Genomic DNA, 20,538 nt, shown 5'->3' on the forward strand with positions numbered 1-20,538 from the left:
CTGTGGTGGCCTGGAAGAAGCGAGCCGCCGGACCCAGGTGGATCCGGCGGCTCGTTCGTTCACGCGGGATCTACTCGAACGCGCGGGTGATGATCTCGCGCTGCTCGACCTCGTGCACCTTGCTCGACCCGGCCGACGGGGCGGCCATCGGGCGGCGCGACACGCGGCGGACGGTGCCCAGGTGCTCGGGCAGCAGCTCCGGCAGGGCCAGGCCGTAGAACGGCCAGGCACCCTGGTTCGCCGGCTCCTCCTGCACCCAGCGGACGTCCTTCGCGTTCGGGTAGCGCTCCAGGGTCTCGGTCAGCTTGCGGGCCGGGACCGGGTAGAGCTGCTCGACGCGCACGATCGCCACGTCGCCGTTGCCGCGCTTCTCGCGCTCGGCGTGCAGCTCGTAGGAGATCTTGCCGCTGCACAGCAGGACCTTCGTGACCGCGTTCGGGTCCTTGATCGTCGGGTCGTCCATCACCGAGTGGAACCGGTCGCTGATGAACTCCTCCGTGCCGCTGACGGCGGCCTTGAGGCGCAGCATCGACTTCGGCGTGAACACCACGAGCGGCCGGTCGACGCCGTCGAGGGCGTGGCGGCGCAGCAGGTGGAAGTAGTTCGCCGGGGTCGACGGCACCGCGACGGTCATGGAGCCCTCGGCGCACAGCTGCAGCCAGCGCTCGATGCGGCCCGACGTGTGGTCGGGGCCCTGGCCCTCGTGGCCGTGCGGCAGCAGGATCACGACGTCGGAACGCTGACCCCACTTCGCCTCACCGGACGAGATGAACTCGTCGATGATCGGCTGCGCGCCGTTGACGAAGTCGCCGAACTGCGCCTCCCACAGGACCAGCGCCTGCGGGTTCGCGACCGAGTAGCCGTATTCGAAGCCGAGCGCGGCGAACTCCGACAGCACCGAGTCGTAGACCATGAACTTGCCCTGGTCCGGCGACAGGTTCTGCAGCGGCGTGTAGTCGTCGCCCGTCTTGCGGTCGATCAGGGTCGCGTGGCGCTGCACGAACGTGCCGCGGCGCGAGTCCTGGCCCGCGAGGCGGACGTTGCGGCCCTCCAGCGCGAGCGAGCCGAACGCCAGCAGCTCGGCGAACGCCCAGTCGATGCCGCCCTCGCGCGCCATCTTGGCGCGGCGCTCGAGCACCGGCTTGACGCGCGCGTGCGGCGTGAAGCCCTCCGGCAGGTTCACGTGGGCGTCGGCGATCTGCTCCAGCACCTCGCGGGTGATGCCCGTGGGCAGCTTCGCGGGGATCTGCTGCTCGGCCTCCACCGACGGGCTGACCGTCACCGGGTGCTTCTCGAGCTCGCGGACCTCGTTGAAGACGTGCTCCAGCTGGCTGGAGAAGTCCTGCAACGCCTTCTCGGCCTCTTCGACCGTGATGTCGCCGCGGCCGATCAGGGACTCGGTGTAGGTCTTGCGGACCGAGCGCTTCTGGTCGATCACGTCGTACATCGCCGGCTGCGTCATCGAGGGGTCGTCGCCCTCGTTGTGGCCGCGGCGGCGGTAGCAGACCATGTCGATCACGACGTCCTTGTGGAACGCCTGGCGGTACTCGACGGCCAGCTTGGCGACCCAGTAGCAGGCCTCCGGGTCGTCACCGTTCACGTGGAAGACCGGCGAGCCGATCATCTTCGCGACGTCGGTCGAGTACTTCGACGACCGCGAGTGCTCCGGCGCGGTGGTGAAGCCGACCTGGTTGTTCACGACGACGTGGACGGTGCCACCGGTGCGGTAGCCGCGCACGAGCGCCAGGTTCAGCGTCTCGGCGACGACGCCCTGGCCGGCGAACGCCGCGTCGCCGTGCAGGGCGACCGGCAGGACGGGGAAGAAGTCGCCGCCCTTGTCGATCAGGTCCTGCTTGGCGCGCACGATGCCCTCGAGCACCGGGTCGACGGCCTCGAGGTGCGACGGGTTGGCGGTCAGCGACACCTTGGTCTCGCCGTCGCCGAACATGCGGAAGTACTTGCCCTCGGCGCCGAGGTGGTACTTCACGTCACCGGAGCCGTGCGCCTGACCGGGGTCGAGGTTGCCCTCGAACTCGCGGAAGATCTGCGAGATCGGCTTGCCGACGATGTTCGCGAGGACGTTCAGGCGGCCGCGGTGCGGCATGCCGATGACGACCTCGTCGAGCTCGTGCTCGGCGGCCTTGTCGAGCACCGCGTCGAGCAGCGGGATGACGGTCTCGCCGCCCTCCAGCGAGAAGCGCTTCTGGCCGACGTACTTCGTCTGCAGGAACGTCTCGAACGCCTCAGCCGCGTTCAGCTTGCTGAGGATGTACTTCTGCACGGTGGCCGGCGGCTTCTCGTGCGGAACCTCGACGCGCTCCTGGATCCAGCGGCGCTCTTCGGGCTCGAGGATGTGCATGTACTCGACGCCGACGGTGCGGCAGTACGAGTTGCGCAGCACGCCCAGGATGTCGCGCAGCTTCATCCGCTCGTTGCCGGCGAAGCCGCCGACGGGGAACTCGCGGTCGAGGTCCCACAGCGTCAGGCCGTGGCTCAGCACGTCGAGGTCGGCGTGGCTGCGCTGGCGGTAGTTCAGCGGGTCCGTGTCGGCCATCAGGTGGCCGCGCGTGCGGAACGCGTCGATCAGCTCGATGACGCGGGCGGTCTTGTCGACCGCGCCCTCGGGGATGTCGGCGACCCAGCGGATCGGCTCGTACGGCAGCCGCAGCGACGCGAAGATGTCGTCGTAGAAGCCGTCCTCGCCGAGCAGCAGCTGGTGCACGCGCTTGAGGAACTCGCCCGACTCCGCGCCCTGGATGATGCGGTGGTCGTACGTGCTGGTCAGCGTGATGATCTTGCTGACGCCCATGTCGGTGAGCGCCTGCTCGCTGGTGCCCTGGAAGTGCGCGGGGTACTCCATGGCGCCGACGCCGATGATCGCGCCCTGGCCGGCCTGCAGGCGCGGAACCGAGTGGTTCGTGCCGATCGTGCCGGGGTTGGTCAGCGAGATCGTGGTGCCGGAGAAGTCGTCCGCGGTGAGCGAGCCTGCGCGCGCCTTGCGGATCAGGTCCTCGTAGGCCTGCCAGAACTGCGTGAACGTCATGTTCTCGCAGCCCTTGACCGACGCGACGACCAGCGTGCGCTGCCCGTCCTTGCCCGGCAGGTCGATCGCGAGGCCGAAGTTCACGTGCTCCGGCGTGACGACGAACGGCTTGCCGTCGACCTCGGCGTAGTGCCGGTTCATGTTCGGGTACGCCTGCAGCGCCCGGACCACCGCGTAGCCGATGACGTGCGTGAAGGAGACCTTCCCGCCGCGCGTGCGCTTGAGGTGGTTGTTGATGACGATGCGGTTGTCGGCCAGCAGCTTGGCGGGCACGGCGCGCACGCTGGTCGCGGTCGGAACGGTGAGCGACAGCTCCATGTTCTTCGCGATCGCGGCGGAGGCGCCGCGCAGCTGCTTCTGCTCGGGCTGCGCGCTCTGCGTGACCGGCTTGGCCTTGGCGGCCTGCTGCGGCGCGGGCTTGCCGGTGGACGGCAACGAGGCCGACTGCTTCGGCTGCGCCTGCTTGGGCTGCGGCTGCGCGGCGGGCTTCGGCGCGGCGGCGGGCGCGGGCTTGGCGGTGTCCGCCGCCGGCGGCGTCACGGTCGCGGTCGTGGTGGCCGTGGAGCCCCCCGCGCCGGCCGTGGCGGCACTGCCGTTGCCACCCGCACGCTTGTAGTCGGCAAAGAAGTCATGCCATGCCGGGTCTACGGACGACGGGTCCGCGAGGAACTGCTCGTACATCTCCTCGACGAGCCACTCGTTCGGCCCGAATTGTGACGCAGGACTGCTGCTGGACACGGCTGGCGCTCGCCTCTATCCATCTCGCTCTTGGTGGTGACTCATGCGGTAGTCAGGTTAGTCCCCCCGGCGTGGGCCTTCACACGCTGGAGGCACCTGGCAAGGAGTGCTCTGTCACAGGATCGATCAGGACGGGCCTGTCGTCACGCGCAGTTGAGCACTTCTTGAGGTGCGTCTCATCGCGTCACCTCCTTTTCGGGCAATGCGTTGGCCTGATGGACGGGCATACGCACCGAGCGCACCCATGAGTTCACGATAGGTACAAGTCGCGGTCCCCACGGATTGATCTTGTCCTGCCGCGGTGCCGTTCAGGAGAGCGGTTCGGAGTTCAGGTCAGTGAACTCCTGATCGAGTTCGTCATCGCGTCGACGAAGTTCTTCCTCACCTCCTCGGTCGTGCGGTCCAGTGACAGGTACGGGTTCAGGTCTTCCAGTTCGACGAGCAGCAGGCCGCCGTCTCGTGTGCGACAGGCGTCGACGCGCTGGACGCCGTGGTCGAGGTCGTTCCAGCGGACGAACTGGCTCGCGAACTCCAGGTCTTCCCCCGACGGCGCGTAGTGCGTCAGCTCCCAGCGCTTCGCCGGGTCCGGCGCGTGCAGCGCGTACTGGAAGTCGTGGTCCACGAAGTAGAAGGAGACCTCGTACCGAAAATCGATCTTCGGCTGCACGAGGAGGTCTTCGCCCGCTTTTCCGGCGAGAGTGCTTTCCAGGTCTTCCGCTTTGACGAACTCCAGGCCGTGGGAGTCGGCTCCGGCTTTGGGCTTCACCGCGTATTCGGGTGCTTCGGGGAGCCGGTCGAGGTCGGCGGCGCCGGTCGTGGGGATGACCGGGAAGCCCTCGGCGGTCAGGTCGACCAGGTACTGCTTGCCGGCCATGTCGCCTTTGCCGGTCAACGGGTTGTAGACGCGTTGGTTCGCGGCTTTCGCCTGCTCTTTGAAGGCTTCGTGGGCGGCTTGGTAGCCGAGCACCGGGCCGCTGTTCCTGACCACCACGGTGTCGAACGCCGCCATCAGGTCCACCGCGTTTTCCGGGTGGGTGATCGCCAGGTCGAAGTGGTGCCGCAGTTGTGAGGTCAGGTGGATGTCCTCGTCGCAGTAGCGGCGGCCCTTGGCCGGGTACGCGAGGTCGGAGACGTAGAGGACGGTGGGGCGGGAACGGGACATGGCTCGCCTTCGGGGTTCGGCGATCGGGTGGTCGGTCAGGCGGCTTCCTGGGTGCCGTGGTGCCACAGGCGGGCATAGGTGCCGTTCGCCGCCAGGAGGTCGTCGTGGGTGCCTTGTTCGACGATCCGGCCGTGGGCCAGGACGACGATCCGGTCGGCCTTCGCGGCCGTCGCCAGGCGGTGGGCCACGACGAAGGTCGTCCGCGAGCCCGCCAGGCGGTCGCTGGCCGCGAGGACCGCCGACTCCGTGGCCGGGTCGAGGGCCGCGGTCGCCTCGTCGAGCAGGAGCACGTCCGGATCGACCAGCTCCGCTCTGGCGAGGGCGACGAGCTGGCGCTGGCCCGCGGAGAGCTGGTTGCCGCGCTCGCCCACGGACTGGTGGAAGCCGTTCGGGAGCGTGGCGACCATGGGGAGGGCGCCGACGGCTTCCACCGCCTGCTCGATCTCCCGCCGCGTCGCCGCGGGGCGGCCGTAGGCGACGTTCGCGGCTATGTCGCCGCCGAACAGGTGGGCCTCCTGGGGCACCACGCCCAGGCGCTGCCGGTAGGCGCTCAGGTCGTAGTCGCGGACGTCCACGCCGTCGACCAGCACGGAGCCGCCGGTGGCGTCGTAGAAGCGGGCCACGAGCTTCACCAGCGTGGACTTGCCCGCGCCCGTCTCGCCCACCAGGGCGACCGTTTCGCCAGGGGTCACGTGCAGGGTCACGTCGTCGATGGCCGGCTGGTCCGCCCCCGCGTAGGTGAAGGACACACCCCGCAGCTCCACCTCGCCCCGCAGGCGCGCCGGGACCTCGACCGGGGTGCGCGGCGGTTCGACCGTGCTCGGGGTGCGCAGGAGGTCGCCGATCCTGCGCAGGCCCACCCTGGCCTGCTGGTAGCCGTCGAAGACGCCGGAGAGCTGCTGGATCGGGCTGAAGAACAGGCCGAGGTACAGCAGGAACGCCAGCAGGACGCCGGGCGTGAGGCTCCCCGTGGCCACGCGGTGGGCGCCCACCGCCAGGACGACCGCCTGGGCCACTCCGGAGAGCATCGCCACGAACGGGAAGTACGTGGCGATGTAGCGCTGGGCCCGCAGGCGGGTGCGGCGGTAGGCGTCGCTGCGTTCGGCGAAGGCCTCCGCCGAGCGGCGTTCACGGGTGTAGGCCTGGGAGACGCGCAGGCCGGAGACGTTCTCCTGGAGGTCGGCGTTCACCGCGCTGACGCGTTCCCGCGCCTCCGCGTAGGCGGTGGAGGAGAGGCGCTGGAAGACCACCGTCGCCACCACGAGGACCGGCAGCACCGACAGCGCGATGAGGGCCAGCGAGGCGTCGGTGAGGACCAGCGCCGCGGTGATGCCCACGACCGTGACCAGGCTGATGACCGCGGTGACGAGACCCGTCTGCAGGAACGTCGAGAGGGCGTCGACGTCCGTCGTCATCCTCGTCATGATGCGGCCGGCCATCTCGCGCTCGTAGTAGTCGAGGCCGAGGCGTTGCAGGTGGGCGTAGCTGCGGACGCGGAGCAGGTAGAGCAGGCGTTCGCCCAGCCGCGCGGCGAAGACGGTGCTGCCCGCCGTCGTCAGCCAGCCGACCACCACCAGGCCGACGCCCAGCAGCACGGCCTGCCACAGCGCGGACTCCGCGCCGCCCACGACGCCGCCGTCGATGCCCAGGCGGACGAGGGACGGCAGGCCCATGCCGACCAGGGCGTCGAGCACGACCAGGGCCGCCACGCCGCCGAGGGCCCAGCGGACCGGGTGCAGCAGGCGGGCCAGGCGGAAGCCGGGGTCGGGCGCGCGCGGGTCCTCGCCGTGCAGGACGGGGACCTCGGTGGCCGGGGGGAGCTCGCGGACCTGGGCCAGCAGCTCCGGCGTGGGCGGGCCGCCCGCCAGGGCCGCCATGCCGCCGCCACCACCGGGACCGCCTCCGCCACCACCGCGCCTGCCGGACGCGGCCGGCGCGGAACCGGAGGTCCTGGCCTCGGCGATCAGGCGGTCGTCGAGGTCCTCCTGCGACAGGTCCGGCCACAGCTCGCCGCCGGCCTTGACCGGCGCGGCGGACTCGATCGCCTCACCGGGGCCCGCGAGCAGGTCGCGGTAGAGGGCACAGCGGGCCGTCAGCTCCTCGTGCGTGCCGATGTCGACCACCCGGCCCGCGTCCAGGACCGCGATCCGGTCCGCCAGGGACAGGGTGGAACGGCGGTGCGCAACCAGGACGGTCGTGCGGTTCGCCGTGACCGAGGCGAGCGTCGCGTGGATCGCGGCCTCCGTCGCGTTGTCCACCGCCGACGTCGCGTCGTCCAGCAGCAGCACGCGCGGGTCGGAGAGCAGGGCGCGGGCCAGGGCGACGCGCTGGCGCTGACCGCCGGACAGCGTGAGACCGCGCTCGCCGACCACGGTGTCGTAGCCGAGCGGCAGGGCCTCGATGAAGTCGTGGGCCTCGGCGGCCTTCGCGGCGCGCTCGACCTCCTCGCGCGAGGCGTCCGGCCTGCCGTACGCGATGTTCGAGAACACCGTGTCGGAGAAGAGGAACGCCTCCTCGAAGACCACGCCGACCGCGTGCCGCAGCGACTCCAGCCGCAACGTCCGCACGTCCGCGCCACCGATCCGCACCGATCCGGAGTGCACGTCGTAGAAGCGGGGGAGCAGCAACGACACCGTCGACTTGCCGGAGCCCGCGGTGCCGACCAGCGCGAGGGTCTCACCGGGCGCGACCGTGATCGAGAAGTCCCGCAGGACCGGTTCGCTGCGCGCGTAGCCGAAGGTGACGCCGGAGAACGACAGGGAGAGCGGCCCCTCGGGCACCTCGTCGGGGCCGTCGGTGACGTCGGGCTGCGAGTCGATCAGCTCGTACACGCGCTCGACGCCCGCCCTGGCCAGCTGCGCGGACACCATCAGGCTCGACAGCAGCCGCGTCGGCCCCACGAGGTTCGCCACGTACGTCGTGAACGCGAGGAACGTGCCCAGGGTGACCTGGCCGTGCAGCGCGAGCCAGCCGCCCAGGCCCAGCACGCCGACCTGGCCGAGCAGCGGCAGCGCCGTCACCGTCGCGAGGGGCTTCGACGACAGCCCTGCCGCCCGCATCCGTTCCGCGAACAGGGCCTTCGCGTGCTTCTCCAGCCGCGCGACCTCCCGCGCCTCCTGGCCGAAGCCCTTCACCACGCGCACGCCGGTGACGGTCTCCTCGACGTGCTGCGCCAGGTCGGCTGCCCGCTGCTGCGCGGACCAGGTGGCGGGGAACAGCGTCAGCCGGGTGCGCCCGGCCAGCCACGCCACCAGCGGCAGCACGATGATCGCGATGATCGTCAACGGCACCGAGAGGTAGAGCATCGCGGCGAGCGCGGCCAGGGCGAACACCACGGTGCCCACGGCCAGCGGCGCCATCATCAGCAGCGACTGCACCAGCTGCAGGTCGGTGATCGAGCGCGACACGATCTGCCCGGTCCGCAGCTCGTCCTGCTTCGCGCCGTCGAGCCGCTGCACGGCCGAGAACACGCCGAGCCGCAGGTCGTGCTGCACGCCCAGCGCCAGCCGACCGCCCAGGTAGCGGCGCAGGAACGCCGACCCGAACGTGAGCAGCTCCAGCCCGACCAGCGCCACCACGAGCGGCCAGAGCCGGTCGGTGCGGCCCACCGCCGAGTCGTCGATCGCGGTCTTGAGCAGCAACGGCCCCGCCGCTTGGAGACCCACGCCGACGACCGCGGCGACCACCGACAGCACCACCAGGCGGGGGTGCTGCCAGCACGCTGCGGTCAGTCGGCGGATCCAGCCCTTCGTCACGGGACCCACCCTACGTTCGGGGTCCGACACAAAACTGTGACGTCAGGAACCGCAGGTCAGGTGATGTCCTTGGACTGCGTGACGGCCCAGCCGCCCGCGAAGGCGATCCCGGCCCAGCCGAGGAACACGAGGCCCGACCACCACCAGTCGAGCGCGCCGCCCGCACCCGCGATCGCCCGCAGCACGTCCTCGATCTCCGGCGGCACCACGCCCGCCGTCGACAGGAAGAGGTCGACCGCGACCGACCCGGTGAGGCCGTTGATCGAGCCGTTCGGCAGGAAGCCGGCCACCGCCGGGACCTCCAGGTACGCGAGCACGAAGTGCAGGACGTTCTCGATGACCAGGAAGTACAGCAGGAGCAGCACGACGCTGCCCGCGACGTTCGTGACCAGCGCCCCGACGCCCACGCCGAACATCGTCATCAGGATCGACGACAGCACGCAGACCAGCGTGAGCATCGCCCAGCCGCCCGCGTCCGGCAGCTGCCCCGCGTCGCTGGTGACGACCACGCCGATGCCGACGAACAGCATGATCGCGAGGCCGTAGATCGCGCCCCACAGCACGTAGACCAGCATCTTCGCCAGCATCGCGTGCATGCGCGACGGCGCGGTCAGGAACGTGGTGGTGATGGTGCGGCGGTTGATCTCACCCGAGATCGCCATCGCGCCGAAGACCATCGGGAAGATCGTCGAGATGTTGATCGCCCGCGCGATGCCGAACAGCGAGACCTTCCACTGGTCCGGCGTGACGCCGAGGAAGTCCGACACCTCGTCGACGTCGCTGCTCGACGCGAAGTCCACGAAGAACTGCCCCAGCAGGCCGGTCGCGAGCCCCCAGCCGAGCGCCAGCACCACCGTCGGGATCAGCAGACCCCACCACAGGCCGGTCGTCGTCGTCTTGCGGAGCTCCGCCTGGACGAGGTTTCCCATCAGGCCCACCCACCCTGCTGCTTGAACGGAGCCGGAGCCGGCGCGTACCCGGCGTACTGGCCACTGGTGAGCTGGAAGAACAGCCGCTCGAGGTCGACCTGCTCCTCCTGGATGCCGTAGATCGACACGCCGGCCTTCAGCGCGCTGTCCGCCACGCGCCGGGAGTCCACACCGGACACGGCGAGCCGGCCGTCCGGCAGTTGCTCGATCGCCTGCACGCCCTCGGCGCGGAGAGCGGTCGCGAGAGCGTTGATGTCCGACGGCTGCACGAGAACGCGCTTCTGCTGCGACTGCCGCAGCTGTTCCAACGGCCCGTAGAACATCGTCTGCCCACGCGAGATGATCACGACTTGGTCGACGGTCTGCTCGACCTCGGCCAGCAGGTGGCTGGAGATGAGCACCGTGCGGCCCATGCGCGCGTACGACTGCAGGAACGTGCGCAGCCACGCGATGCCCTCGGGGTCGAGGCCGTTGGCCGGCTCGTCCAGCACGAGGACCTGCGGGTCGCCGAGCAGCGCCGTGGCCAGCGCCAGCCTCTGCTTCATGCCGAGCGAGAACCCGCCCACCTTGCGGTCGGCGGCGCTGCCCAGGCCGACCAGGCCGATGACCTGGTCGGCCTGCGCGTCCGGCACGCCGATGGCCGCCGCGTACACGCGCAGGTGGTCGCGGGCCGAGCGCGCCGGGTGGAACCCCTGCGCCTCCAGCACCGCGCCCACCACGCGGCCGGGCTGGCCGAGTTGGTGGAACGGTCGTCCGTTGATCGTCGCCGTGCCGCCCGTGGGCTTCACGAGACCCAGCAACATCCGCAGGGTCGTCGTCTTGCCCGCGCCGTTCGGGCCGAGGAAGCCCGTAACGCTGCCGGGTGACACGGTGAAGCTCAGGTTCTGCACCGCGACCACCGGACCGAACTGCTTGGTCAGGTTCTGGACCGCGATGAGGCCGCTGCCGTCATGCATGCGGCCCATCCTGCCTGAAAGGTCACTCCGGCAAGGCGTGCTTCGGGCGGGACACGACGGGCGCCCGGTGCTTCGGCGGTGGACCGGTGGTGGGGACCCGCGGTTCGGTGGTCATCTCGGCGGGGTCTCCGCCGGGATCCCGATCACGCCTGATCGGGTGAAAGGGGTGCGCAGCGGCCGACGTCGCTCGCGGTGCGGCGGACCTTCGCCGACCAGGTGCCGGTGCGCCGTGGTCCAGACCCGGCACGGCCACCGGCGGCGGCGCAGCCAGCCGGGACACGACCGGCACCGGCCGTCCTCGCCGGGCTGGTGCAGCGTCAGCAGCAGCCGCCAGCCGTCCGCGAGGCGGTGGATCTCCGCGCGGGCCAGCGCTTCCGCCTCTCCGTGCCCGGCGACCTCGTCCAGCAGTGCCAGGCGGTGCAGCACCGCGTCGCGCAGGGCCTCGTCCATCACATCTTCGCCGTGGCCTGGTCGAGCAGGGAGCCCAGCCGGCGGGTCTGGGTGGCGGACATCACAGCGGTCTCGCCGGGCGGCGTGACCAGCAGGACCCGGTCCTTCTCCACCAGAACGGTCATCGACCTGTCGCGACCGAACGGGTCGTGGCAGTGGATCCATCCCTGTGGTTCAGCCATGGAATCTCCTATCGAGCGACACCCGACTCCGTCTTCATCGGCCGTCGGCCCTGCTCTCCGCACCGGGCACCCGGGAATTCACTCGTTTGCCGGACGGGCCGGAGACGGGCAGTGGTCCAGTCGGGAAACTTTTGGGTCGCGATTCGGCGGGGCCGCTGGGCGCGGTGTGCGGAAGCCCGCTATATTTGGTCACGGCGGCCCCGCTCCCAGTGACCCCCAGGCTGGTTGAGCGCGGCCGCCCTTTACGTTCGCGGGCTTCGGCGCACTCGGCATTCGGCCGGTTCGCCGGAGCCCGCAGTGCTGTCCGGGGTATCCCCGCCCCATTTCTGAAATTCCTTCATTTCCGAAAAGGACTTGCGCTCCGTCCTCTCGTACGCTGTAAGTTTCTCGTACACCGTAAGGGGGACGAGATGACTTCGACGACCGAGGAGGTCGGGGTGCGCCCGCACCCGCAGCGCTGGGCCGTGCTCGGCGTGCTCTGCCTGTCCGTGATGGTCGTGGTGCTGGACAACACCGTGCTCAACGTGGCGATCCCGTCGATCTCCACCGGCCTGGGCGCGAGCACCGCGGACATCCAGTGGATGATCAACGCCTACTCGCTCGCACTGGCGGGCCTGCTGCTCACGACCGGATCGCTGAGCGACAGGTTCGGCCGCAAGCGCGCGCTCCTGGCCGGACTCGTGCTGTTCGGCGCGGGCAGCGCCGTCGCGGCCTACGCGAGCTCGTCCGAGGCGTTGATCGCGGCCCGCGGCTTCATGGGGATCGGCGCCGCCGTGCTGATGCCCGGCACGCTCGCCGTGCTCATGCAGCTGTTCGACGACAAGGAACGCCCGAAGGCCATCGGCATCTGGGCCGCCGTCACGAGCCTCGGCTTCGCGGCGGGCCCGGTGATCGGCGGCGCGCTCATCAAGCACTTCTGGTGGGGCTCGGTGTTCCTGATCAACGTGCCGGTGGCGGTCCTCGCCGTCGCGGCCGTCGCGACGCTCGTGCCGGAGTCGAAGGACCCGACCGTGCGCAGGCCGGACGTGGTCGGCTCGATCCTGTCGATCATCGGCATGGTGTCGGTCGTCTACGCCGTGATCGAGGTGCCGGAGCACGGGTTCGCGTCGGCCGAGTTCGGCGTCCCGATCGCGATCGGTCTGGTGACCATGACCGGCTTCGCGTTGTGGGAACGGCACACCACCGACCCGATGCTCGACCTCGCGTTCTTCTCCCACCGCCGCTTCACCGGCGCGGTGGCGTCGGGCGTGCTGGCGGCGTTCGGCATGGCGGGCTCGCTCTTCCTGCTGACGCAACACCTCCAGGGCGTGCTCGGCTACAGCCCGCTGGAAGCGGGCGTGCGCGTCGCGCCCATGGCGATCGCGCTGCTGATCACCAGCAACACGCTGGGACAGCTCGTGGTGAAGCTCGGCGCGGGCAGGGCGATGCTGCTCGGCATGACGATCGTCGCGAGCGGCGTGGCACTGCTGTCGGTCGGCACCACCTACCCGCCGACGCTCGCCGGCCTGGTCCTCATCGGCGTCGGAGTCGGTGTGTCGCAACCGGTCGCGGTCAACGCGCTGATGGGCTCGATCCCGCCGGAACGGGCCGGCATCGCGTCCGGGCTCTCGGGAACGCTCACGGAGCTGGGGTCCTCGTTCGGCATCGCCGTGCTGGGCGCGCTGCTGTCGGCGAGGTTCGTGGCCTCGCTGCCCGACGGCGTTCCGGGACGGTCCCTGAGCGAGGCGCTGCACAGCGGCGCGGACATCGCGGTCGTGCGCGAGGCGTTCTCGAACGGCATGACCGTGAGCCTTCTGACCGGTGCCGCGGCCGTCTTCCTGGGAGGTGTTGTGGCCAGCGTCTTGCTGCGGCGTGCCTAGGATCGTCGACGTGGACAGCGTGTGGTTCAGCAAGCCCAGGCCCAGCAGCGGGCAGCCCCTCGGCCTGAGCCGCGAGGCGATCGTCCGCAAGGCCCTGGAACTGCTGGACCGGCACGGTCTGCAGAAGCTGTCGATGCGCAAGCTGGCCGCGGAACTCGGCGCGGCGCCGATGTCGCTGTACTGGCACGTGCCGACGAAGGACGCGCTGATCGAGCTGTGCCTCGACGAGGTCTACGGCGAGTTCACCCTCCCCGATCCCGAGACCGACTGGGAGACCGCGGTGCGCGCGATGATGCGCGAGCTGCGTCAGCTCGCGCTCAAGCACCCGTGGTGGATCCGCGGGATCGGGGAGTTCAACACCATCGGCCCGAACGCCGTGGCCTACGCGGACGCCATGTTCGGGCCGATGTTGCGCGCCGGGCTGTCGACCGTCGCGGCGGCCCAGTCGATCGCCACGGTGGGCAGCTTCGTCAACGGGTACGCGATCGCCGAGGTCAACTTCATCGCTCGCGGCGGGATGGACTCGCCACCGCCGGACATGGCCAAGATCGCCGACCTGTACCGGGACAAGCACCCCCGGTACGTCGCGATGCTCGACGAGGGCGAGCTGTGGTCGCTGGAGCGGCAGTTCGAGTTCGGCCTGGACTGCGTGATCGAAGGCGTCAAGGCCCGCGTCGAAGCCCTCAGGTAGGCGAAACCCCCGCAGCGGTTCACGCGTGCGGGGGCCTCATTCATCGGGTTGGCTCTCAGATCACGGACTCCAGCGGCGTGTGCTCGAGGCCGGTCGCCTCGGCCACCGGGCCGTTGGTCAGCTTGCCGGCGTGGGCGTTGAGGCCCAGCGCGAGCGAACGGTCGTCCTTCAGCGCCTTCTCCCAGCCCTTGTCGGCCAGCGCGACGGCGTAGGGCAGCGTCACGTTGGTCAGCGCGTAGGTCGAGGTGCGCGGGACGGCGCCTGGCATGTTCGCGACGCAGTAGAACACCGAGTTGTGGACCTCGTAGGTCGGCTCGGCGTGCGTGGTGGCGCGCGAGTCCTCGAAGCAGCCGCCCTGGTCGATCGCGATGTCGACGAGCACCGAACCCGGCTTCATCTCGGCGACCAGCGCGTTCGAGACGAGCTTCGGAGCGGCGGCACCGGGGACGAGCACGGCGCCGATGACCAGGTCGGCCTCGCGGACGGCCTGCTCGATCGCGAACGAGTTCGAGGCGAGCGTGCGCAGGCGGCCGGCGAACTGGGCGTCGATCTGGCGCAGCCGGTCGACGTTGGTGTCGAGGATCTGCACGTCCGCGCCCATGCCCACGGCGATGGTCGCGGCGTTGAGACCGGCCACACCACCGCCGATCACGACCACGCGGGCCGGGGCGACACCGGGGACGCCACCGGGCAGCACGCCGCGGCCACCGGACGGCTTCATCAGCGAGAACGCGCCGACCTGCGGGGCCAGGCGGCCCGCGACCTCGGACATCGGGGCGAGCAGCGGCAGCGCGCGGTTCGGCAGCTGCACGGTCTCGTAGGCGATGGCCGTGGTGCCGGACGCCAGCAGCGCCTCGGTCAGCGGCTTGTCGGCGGCGAGGTGCAGGTACGTGAAGAGGGTCTGGCCGGCGCGCAGGCGGGGGTACTCCTCGGCGATCGGCTCCTTGACCTTGAGGACCAGGTCGCCCTCGGCCCAGACGTCGTCGGCGGTCGCGAGGACCTTGGCGCCCGCGGCGAGGTACTCCTCGTCGGTGATCGCGGAGCCCAGACCGGCGCCCTGCTCGACGAACACGTCGTGCCCGCGGCTCGTCAGCTCGTGCGCACCGGCAGGGGTGAGAGCGACGCGGTACTCGTGGTTCTTGATCTCGCGGGGAACTGCGATCCGCACGATGACTCCTCCGTTCGGTGGCCGACATCTCACAATGTGGGGCAGCGGGAAGGTCATGTCACTGTGCGAATCGCACTATCGAGCACGTGTGCGGTTGTTCACTTGGGACAGAGCCACCTGGTTTGCGCTCGCGTGTGACTCGACCCGTCCGCGTTGACACCCGGCGGGGCCGCACATAGCGTTCGCCTCCGAGAACTGAAGACCGGCCGCGGCGCGACAGCGCCAGAACCCGAGTGGGAGAGACCCCGACGAACGTCGGTCGGGGCGCCGAAGGGGCAAGCTCCCGCACACTCTCAGGCAGCAAGACCACTCGGGGTAGGCAACTCTGCACGGCGGAGGGGGCGCAAGTGTCCTGTCCCGTCACAGCCAGAGGAGTCGCGCCGTGCAGTTCCCCGAGAACCTGCTCTACACCGCCGAGCACGAGTGGGTCGACTGGACGCCGGGTACCCAGGACCCGCTGACCTGCGGGATCACCGAGTACGCGGCGGACGCCCTGGGCGACATCGTCTTCGTGCAGCTGCCCGAGGTCGGCGCGAAGGTCGTCACCAACGAGGTGTGCGGCGAGCTCGAGTCCACCAAGTCCGTCAGCGACCTGTTCTCGCCCGTCACCGGTGAGGTGATCGAGGTCAACAGCGCCGTCGTCGACGACCCGGCGATCGTGAACAACGACCCGTACGGCGCCGGCTGGCTGTTCAAGGTCCGCGTCGAGTCGGCCGAGAACCTGCTCACGGCGGCCAAGTACGCCGAACTCACCCAGACCGGCTGACATGGGCCTGACTGACCGCTCCACCACCACGAAGGACTGATCAGTGGCGATCAGCGTTTTCGACCTTTTCTCCGTCGGCATCGGACCGTCCAGCTCCCACACCGTCGGCCCGATGCGCGCGGCGGCGATGTTCGTCGAGAAGCTCGGTGCGCGTGCGTCCGAAGTGGACCGCGTGCACGTCGAGCTGTTCGGCTCGCTCGGCGCGACCGGCCACGGCCACGGCAGCCCGAAGGCCGTGTTCCTCGGACTCGAGGGCAACCTCCCCGAGGAGGTGGACCCCACCGCCGCCGCCCACCGCGTCGAGGAGATCGTCGGCGGCGGACGGCTCCGGCTCGGCGGCACGCACGAGATCGAGTTCGTGCACGACCGCGACCTCGTCATGCACCGCCGCAAGTCACTTCCGCTGCACCCCAACGGGATGAGCTTCGAGGCGTTCAGCGGCGGCGAGTCCGTCGAGCACGCCGTCTACTACTCGATCGGCGGCGGGTTCGTCGTCGACGAGAACGCCTCCGGCACCGACCGCATCAAGCCCGACTCGACGCCGCTGCCCCACCCGTTCCTCACCGGCGACCAGCTGCTCGCGCGCTGCCGCGAGACCGGCCTGTCGATCAGCGAGATCATGATGGCCAACGAGCTGTCGTGGCGGACCGAAGAAGAAGTGCGGTCGGGACTGCTGCACATCTGGCACGTCATGCAGGAGTGCGTCGAACGCGGCTGCACCGAGCACGGCATCCTGCCCGGCGGCCTGAAGGTCCGCCGCCGCGCCGCCGAGATGCGCAAACGCCTGGAGGGCGAGCACTTCGTCACCGACCCGCTGCGCGTCATGGACTGGGTCACGCTCTTCGCGCTGGCGGTCAACGAGGAGAACGCGGCGGGCGGCCGCGTCGTCACCGCGCCGACCAACGGCGCGGCCGGCATCGTCCCCGCGGTCCTGCACTACTACACGAGGTTCGTGCCGGGAGCCTCGGACGACGGCGTGGTCCGCTTCCTGCTGACCGCCGGCGCGATCGGCGTGCTGTTCAAGGAGAACGCGTCGATCTCCGGCGCCGAGGTCGGCTGCCAGGGCGAGGTCGGCTCCGCGTGCTCGATGGCGGCCGGAGGCCTCGCGGAGGTGCTCGGGGGCACCCCCGAACAGGTCGAGAACGCGGCCGAGATCGCGATGGAGCACAACCTCGGCCTCACCTGCGACCCGATCGGCGGCCTGGTGCAGATCCCGTGCATCGAACGCAACGCCGTCGCGTCCATCAAGGCCATCACGGCCGTGCGCATGGCTTTGCGCGGCGACGGTTCGCACTTCGTGTCGCTCGACAAGGTCATCAAGACCATGCGGGACACCGGCAAGGACATGTCGGTGAAGTACAAGGAGACCGCGCGCGGCGGACTCGCCGTCAACGTGATCGAGTGCTGACTCAGCGGGCGTCGTAGGTCTGCTGGGCCTGCAGCACCTCGGGCATCCGCGCTTCCAGCAGGTGGATCAGCGACAACAGCCGCTCCGCCGTCTCGCGCCCGAGCGGTGTGAGGCTGTAGTCGACCCGCGGCGGGTTCGTGTGCTGGGCCTCCCGGTGCACGAGCCCGTCGCGCTCCAGCGCCTGCAACGTCTGCGACAGCATCTTCTCGCTGACCCCGTCGACGCGGCGGCGCAGCTCGTTGAAGCGCAGCGGGCCGTCCACGAGCACGCCCAGGGTCAGGCCGCCCCACCTGCCGGTGACGTGCTCCAGCAAGGGACGTGACGGGCACGCCTTCGCGAACACGTTGTACTCCATGGCGGCATCATAGCTGGTCAAGGCGCTAACTGATAGTAAGTGTGAGAGCTCTCCGCGTCAGGGAGAGCTCTCACACCTCAGAACGGCCAGGTGGCGTTCCGGCCCGCTTCGAGCAGGGGCACCATGCGGAAGGTCGCGTCCGTCAGGCCCCCGAACTCGTGACGGCCGGCCCCGCCGGTCGCGAACGCCGCGTGCCGGTACCCGTTCAGGTTGAACCCGTAGACCGGTACGTGCCGCGGCACGACGTCCGAGACGCCCTCCCCGTGCGGCGCGCCGATCGTCTGCATGTCCGAGATGATGAACACGCGGTCGTGCCGCCGGTAGGCGCGCTTCAGCGAGCCGACGACGTCCGTGCCGTGGCCGACCTCACCGATGCGCTCCAGGAACCGGTCGACCTCCCGGATCACCGACGCCCCGCGCGGGACCTCGTGTCGGAACGTGCCGTCCGCGAACCCGACGACGTCGACCTGCTCGCCCTTCGCGCCGAGCGCGACGCCGAAGACCGCCGCGGCCTTGGCCGGGGTGACCTTCGAGCGGGCCGAGATCGTGCCGTGCGTCATCGACGCCGAGGTGTCGACGAGGACCAGCGACCGGCCCGGCAGCGCGGGCAGGTTGCTCAGCGACGCCTGCAGCGCCTGGTCCAGGGCGTGACCCCAGCGCAGGCTCGGCGCCGCCTCGTAGGCGGACAGGAAGCGGAACGGGAACTGGCGCGAGCGGGCGACCTGGCCGGGGTCGGCCAGCCGGGCCGCGACCTGCGCCGCGACCTCGTCGGACATGCCCGCCTCGTCGAAGTTCCTGAGGTTGCGGAGCGCGGCCATGTAGCCCATCGACGGTGCCAGCGCCTCCCACACCTCGCGCGTGAGCGGTCCCTGCAGCCACCCGGCCACCGACTCCCACGTCATCCCGGCCCGGCGCAGCACGTCGGCCGCGTCCGGGCGGGAGAACAGCGCGCGCCGCTGCTCGACCGGCCACGCCATCAGCTCACGGCGTGCCGTGATCGTGCGCAGCTCCGCCGGGATCGCGGTGTCGGGGGAACGACGGCGGTCCAGCACGTACTGGAAGAGCGAGCCCTGCCAGTCCGCGCCCGGCGAGGGGTGCGCGAGGTTCAGGACGTCGGCCATGCGGAAGCCGCGGGCGTCGCTGTCCCACTTCAGGACGGCGCGCTCGTCGTAGAGGCGCGCGACGGCGTCGGCGATGCCCCGCTTGATCGGCTTCGGGACGCGGCGGCCGTGCGTGCCGGTCCAGTAGGCGAGGAGCTCGCCCGGCTCGTCGGCTCGCTGGAGCACCGAGTCGACGACGGCGCGGTTGGTGACGCCGGCGTCCGAGGAGGCGGCCAGTCGCGCCTGGACGAACTCGGCCGCGCCCACGAGCGACGCGGTGCGCATGTTGGCCTCGCCGCGCAGCCACCCGAGCAGGCGTGCGGTCCACTCGGGATCGGTGAGCGCGGCGTCGCGCACGAGCTGGGCGAAGCGGGTGTCGCGCCGGGTGCCGGACTCGTAGAAGGTGGCCTCGCCGCCCATGTTCGACACGGCGAGCAGGAACAGCTCGGACTTCGTGTCACGCGGGTGGCCGGTGCCGCCCTCGTGGGTGTGCGCGGTCGGTCCGGGCGCCGTGGCGACCGGGCTGGTGCCCGCCGGACGTGCGCGGAAGATGTTGAACTTCGCCATCGGCTCTTCCCCCTCGGGACAAAAAGAAGGGGAGCCCACGAACGCCACACGTGTCCGAGGTCAAAGGCGCGGAAGGTACGTCGCCGCTCTACCAGTTGAGCTACGGCCGGTTTCCCGGCCGGCGGGACTCGAACCCGCAACCAGCCCATCCCGAATGGAAGTAACCCTCTGCTTCGCACCGGACACGTGTGGAGTTGTGCGCTCCCGAGATCAAGCCGCCGACGGCACAATTGCGTTGTGGAGACGAAGTATCCGTCGGCTTCGCACCGGGTGCGATTTCAATGCAACCACACCGCGCCAGCGAATTCTTTCCGGCGGATGTGGGGTTTGTGGACGCCCGAGATCGAATCGCGGAAGGTGACGTGCCCACCGAGGTGGGCGAGACCGGCCGGAGCCGGCTTCAGGAATCGAACCCGAGTATCACCAGAAGTAACCCTCCGCTGCGCACCGGGCGCTCATTCATACAACCACGCCGTGCAAACCGTTTTCCTAGGGCGCCACCTTCACGAGCCGGCGCAGCAGGTAGAAAAGCCCGACGGTCAGCAGGAACCCGACGGCGCTGATCATCACGATCTGTTCGACGGTGTCGGCCTGCGCCCCCGCGAACACGTACGCGGCGCAAATCGGCACGGTGCCGACGAGCGTGAACGCCATGAAAGTCCGGAACGACACCCTGGACACGCCCGCGGAGACCGACACCGTTTCCGCCATCATCGGGATGCCGCGCGCGACCCCGAAGAACCAGGGCCCGAACTGGCGGCCCCACCGCCGCATCTCGGTCAGCTCCTCGATGGTCACCACGCGGCGCACGAGCACAGGACCCGCGAACCGGCCGAGGGCGTACCCCGCGGCGGAGGAACCCAGGGAGCCGACGACCGCGAGCGCCAGCCCGAGGGGCAGGCCGAGCGCCGTTCCCGCCAGCACGATGAGCGGGGTGGACGGCACGGGCAGCAGCACGTCCACGACGAGCAGGGCGAAGATCGCCACCGCAGCCCACACGGGATCGATGCCGCGCACCCACGTCACGACCCCGTCGAAGTCGATGAGGTCGAGAGCCTCGAACACGATCCAGCTCAGCAGCACGAAGCCGAGCACGACGGCCGGTATCCACTTCCACCGGACGCCCGTCTCATAACTCATCGGGTGATGGTCGCCCACGTCGATGCGCCGGACAATCCGCCAGTGGCGCAGGTTCGGCGAAGGGACTCACCTGAGTGACGATCTCGTGCCGTTTCCGGGGCACTGGGTGCTCGACCCGGCCCGTTCGGCGTACACGGGCGTGGTGGGCCCTCGGCCACCACCGTCCCGGTCCACCGTGGGTCTAGGTGTACTTGGTCATGAGGTTGGTGACTGAACGCGGCTGATGGGTGGGTGCCCGTCGAGTGCGTGGTGACCGCGTTCAGTGTTGT

General features: G+C 70.2%; 15 protein-coding genes and 1 riboswitch. Of the genes, 4 read left to right on the forward strand and 11 right to left on the reverse strand.

What is annotated here, in order from left to right:
- Positions 1-70 precede the first annotated feature (70 nt).
- From L6E10_RS04480 to L6E10_RS04510, 7 genes are all read right to left on the reverse strand, one after another.
- Entirely contained in the window at positions 71-3,781 is a 3,711-nt protein-coding gene (locus L6E10_RS04480; RefSeq protein ID WP_236217058.1) for a multifunctional oxoglutarate decarboxylase/oxoglutarate dehydrogenase thiamine pyrophosphate-binding subunit/dihydrolipoyllysine-residue succinyltransferase subunit, read from the reverse strand.
- A gap of 328 nt (positions 3,782-4,109) precedes the next feature.
- Positions 4,110-4,943, reverse strand: coding sequence for an ATP-grasp domain-containing protein (locus L6E10_RS04485; RefSeq protein WP_236217060.1), 834 nt, complete (start codon positions 4,941-4,943; stop codon positions 4,110-4,112).
- A 35-nt stretch (positions 4,944-4,978) separates the two neighbouring features.
- On the reverse strand, positions 4,979-8,707 hold the full coding sequence (locus tag L6E10_RS04490) for an ABC transporter ATP-binding protein (protein WP_236217062.1): 3,729 nt from the start codon (positions 8,705-8,707) through the stop codon (positions 4,979-4,981).
- 47 nt (positions 8,708-8,754) lie between these two features.
- Positions 8,755-9,627 (reverse strand): hypothetical protein, encoded by an 873-nt coding sequence (locus tag L6E10_RS04495; RefSeq protein ID WP_236217064.1) that lies wholly within the window; start codon positions 9,625-9,627, stop codon positions 8,755-8,757.
- Positions 9,627-10,583, reverse strand: a complete 957-nt coding sequence (locus L6E10_RS04500) for an ABC transporter ATP-binding protein (protein ID WP_236217066.1) — start codon at positions 10,581-10,583, stop codon at positions 9,627-9,629. The genes L6E10_RS04495 and L6E10_RS04500 overlap by 1 nt, the downstream gene beginning before the upstream one ends.
- Positions 10,584-10,694: 111 nt before the next feature.
- Positions 10,695-11,033, reverse strand: a complete 339-nt coding sequence (locus tag L6E10_RS04505) for a hypothetical protein (RefSeq protein WP_236217068.1) — start codon at positions 11,031-11,033, stop codon at positions 10,695-10,697.
- On the reverse strand, positions 11,033-11,215 hold the full coding sequence (locus L6E10_RS04510) for a hypothetical protein (RefSeq protein ID WP_090095016.1): 183 nt from the start codon (positions 11,213-11,215) through the stop codon (positions 11,033-11,035). The genes L6E10_RS04505 and L6E10_RS04510 overlap by 1 nt, the downstream gene beginning before the upstream one ends.
- Positions 11,216-11,625: 410 nt before the next feature.
- Here L6E10_RS04510 and L6E10_RS04515 point away from each other — a divergent pair, with 410 nt between their 5' ends.
- Both L6E10_RS04515 and L6E10_RS04520 read left to right on the forward strand, forming a co-directional pair.
- Complete coding sequence (locus L6E10_RS04515; RefSeq protein ID WP_236217070.1) at positions 11,626-13,074, forward strand: MFS transporter; 1,449 nt, start codon at positions 11,626-11,628, stop codon at positions 13,072-13,074.
- A 10-nt stretch (positions 13,075-13,084) separates the two neighbouring features.
- On the forward strand, positions 13,085-13,765 hold the full coding sequence (locus tag L6E10_RS04520; protein WP_236217072.1) for a TetR/AcrR family transcriptional regulator: 681 nt from the start codon (positions 13,085-13,087) through the stop codon (positions 13,763-13,765).
- Positions 13,766-13,820: 55 nt separating this feature from the next.
- Here the strand turns inward: L6E10_RS04520 and ald are convergent, their stop codons facing one another.
- Entirely contained in the window at positions 13,821-14,933 is a 1,113-nt protein-coding gene (ald, locus tag L6E10_RS04525) for an alanine dehydrogenase (protein WP_236217074.1), read from the reverse strand.
- A gap of 224 nt (positions 14,934-15,157) precedes the next feature.
- A riboswitch (glycine riboswitch) is annotated at positions 15,158-15,252 on the forward strand.
- Positions 15,253-15,315: 63 nt separating this feature from the next.
- Here ald and gcvH point away from each other — a divergent pair.
- Both gcvH and L6E10_RS04535 read left to right on the forward strand, forming a co-directional pair.
- Positions 15,316-15,699 (forward strand): glycine cleavage system protein GcvH, encoded by a 384-nt coding sequence (gene gcvH, locus L6E10_RS04530; protein ID WP_090095020.1) that lies wholly within the window; start codon positions 15,316-15,318, stop codon positions 15,697-15,699.
- 43 nt (positions 15,700-15,742) lie between these two features.
- Positions 15,743-17,107, forward strand: a complete 1,365-nt coding sequence (locus tag L6E10_RS04535; protein ID WP_236217076.1) for an L-serine ammonia-lyase — start codon at positions 15,743-15,745, stop codon at positions 17,105-17,107.
- Position 17,108: 1 nt separating this feature from the next.
- On the opposite strand, the gene L6E10_RS04540 is transcribed toward L6E10_RS04535, so the two are convergent.
- From L6E10_RS04540 to L6E10_RS04550, 3 genes are all read right to left on the reverse strand, one after another.
- The gene (locus L6E10_RS04540; protein ID WP_236217078.1) at positions 17,109-17,462 is read right to left on the reverse strand and encodes a helix-turn-helix domain-containing protein; all 354 of its coding nucleotides are present in this window, start codon (positions 17,460-17,462) and stop codon (positions 17,109-17,111) included.
- A 77-nt stretch (positions 17,463-17,539) separates the two neighbouring features.
- Positions 17,540-19,129 carry a TROVE domain-containing protein gene (locus tag L6E10_RS04545; protein WP_236217080.1) on the reverse strand — a complete coding sequence of 530 codons (1,590 nt, stop codon included), beginning with the start codon at positions 19,127-19,129 and terminating at the stop codon, positions 17,540-17,542.
- A 489-nt stretch (positions 19,130-19,618) separates the two neighbouring features.
- Positions 19,619-20,269: a TVP38/TMEM64 family protein gene (locus tag L6E10_RS04550; RefSeq protein WP_236217082.1), complete on the reverse strand. Its 651-nt coding sequence runs from the start codon at positions 20,267-20,269 to the stop codon at positions 19,619-19,621.
- Positions 20,270-20,538: the final 269 nt, after the last annotated feature.

The organism is Lentzea sp. CC55 (assembly GCF_021056325.1).
Taxonomy (GTDB): domain Bacteria; phylum Actinomycetota; class Actinomycetes; order Mycobacteriales; family Pseudonocardiaceae; genus Lentzea; species Lentzea jiangxiensis.

What these genes read in the sequence shown, in the direction of transcription:
- L6E10_RS04485 (WP_236217060.1), bottom strand. Translation starts at nt 4,943, where the DNA reads ATGTCCCGTTCCCGCCCCACCGTCCTCTACGTCTCCGACCTCGCGTAC.
- L6E10_RS04545 (WP_236217080.1), bottom strand. Translation starts at nt 19,129, where the DNA reads ATGGCGAAGTTCAACATCTTCCGCGCACGTCCGGCGGGCACCAGCCCG.
- L6E10_RS04500 (WP_236217066.1), bottom strand. Translation starts at nt 10,583, where the DNA reads ATGCATGACGGCAGCGGCCTCATCGCGGTCCAGAACCTGACCAAGCAG.
- L6E10_RS04505 (WP_236217068.1), bottom strand. Translation starts at nt 11,033, where the DNA reads ATGGACGAGGCCCTGCGCGACGCGGTGCTGCACCGCCTGGCACTGCTG.
- L6E10_RS04550 (WP_236217082.1), bottom strand. Translation starts at nt 20,269, where the DNA reads ATGAGTTATGAGACGGGCGTCCGGTGGAAGTGGATACCGGCCGTCGTG.
- L6E10_RS04495 (WP_236217064.1), bottom strand. Translation starts at nt 9,627, where the DNA reads ATGGGAAACCTCGTCCAGGCGGAGCTCCGCAAGACGACGACGACCGGC.
- L6E10_RS04510 (WP_090095016.1), bottom strand. Translation starts at nt 11,215, where the DNA reads ATGGCTGAACCACAGGGATGGATCCACTGCCACGACCCGTTCGGTCGC.
- L6E10_RS04515 (WP_236217070.1), top strand. Translation starts at nt 11,626, where the DNA reads ATGACTTCGACGACCGAGGAGGTCGGGGTGCGCCCGCACCCGCAGCGC.
- L6E10_RS04540 (WP_236217078.1), bottom strand. Translation starts at nt 17,462, where the DNA reads ATGGAGTACAACGTGTTCGCGAAGGCGTGCCCGTCACGTCCCTTGCTG.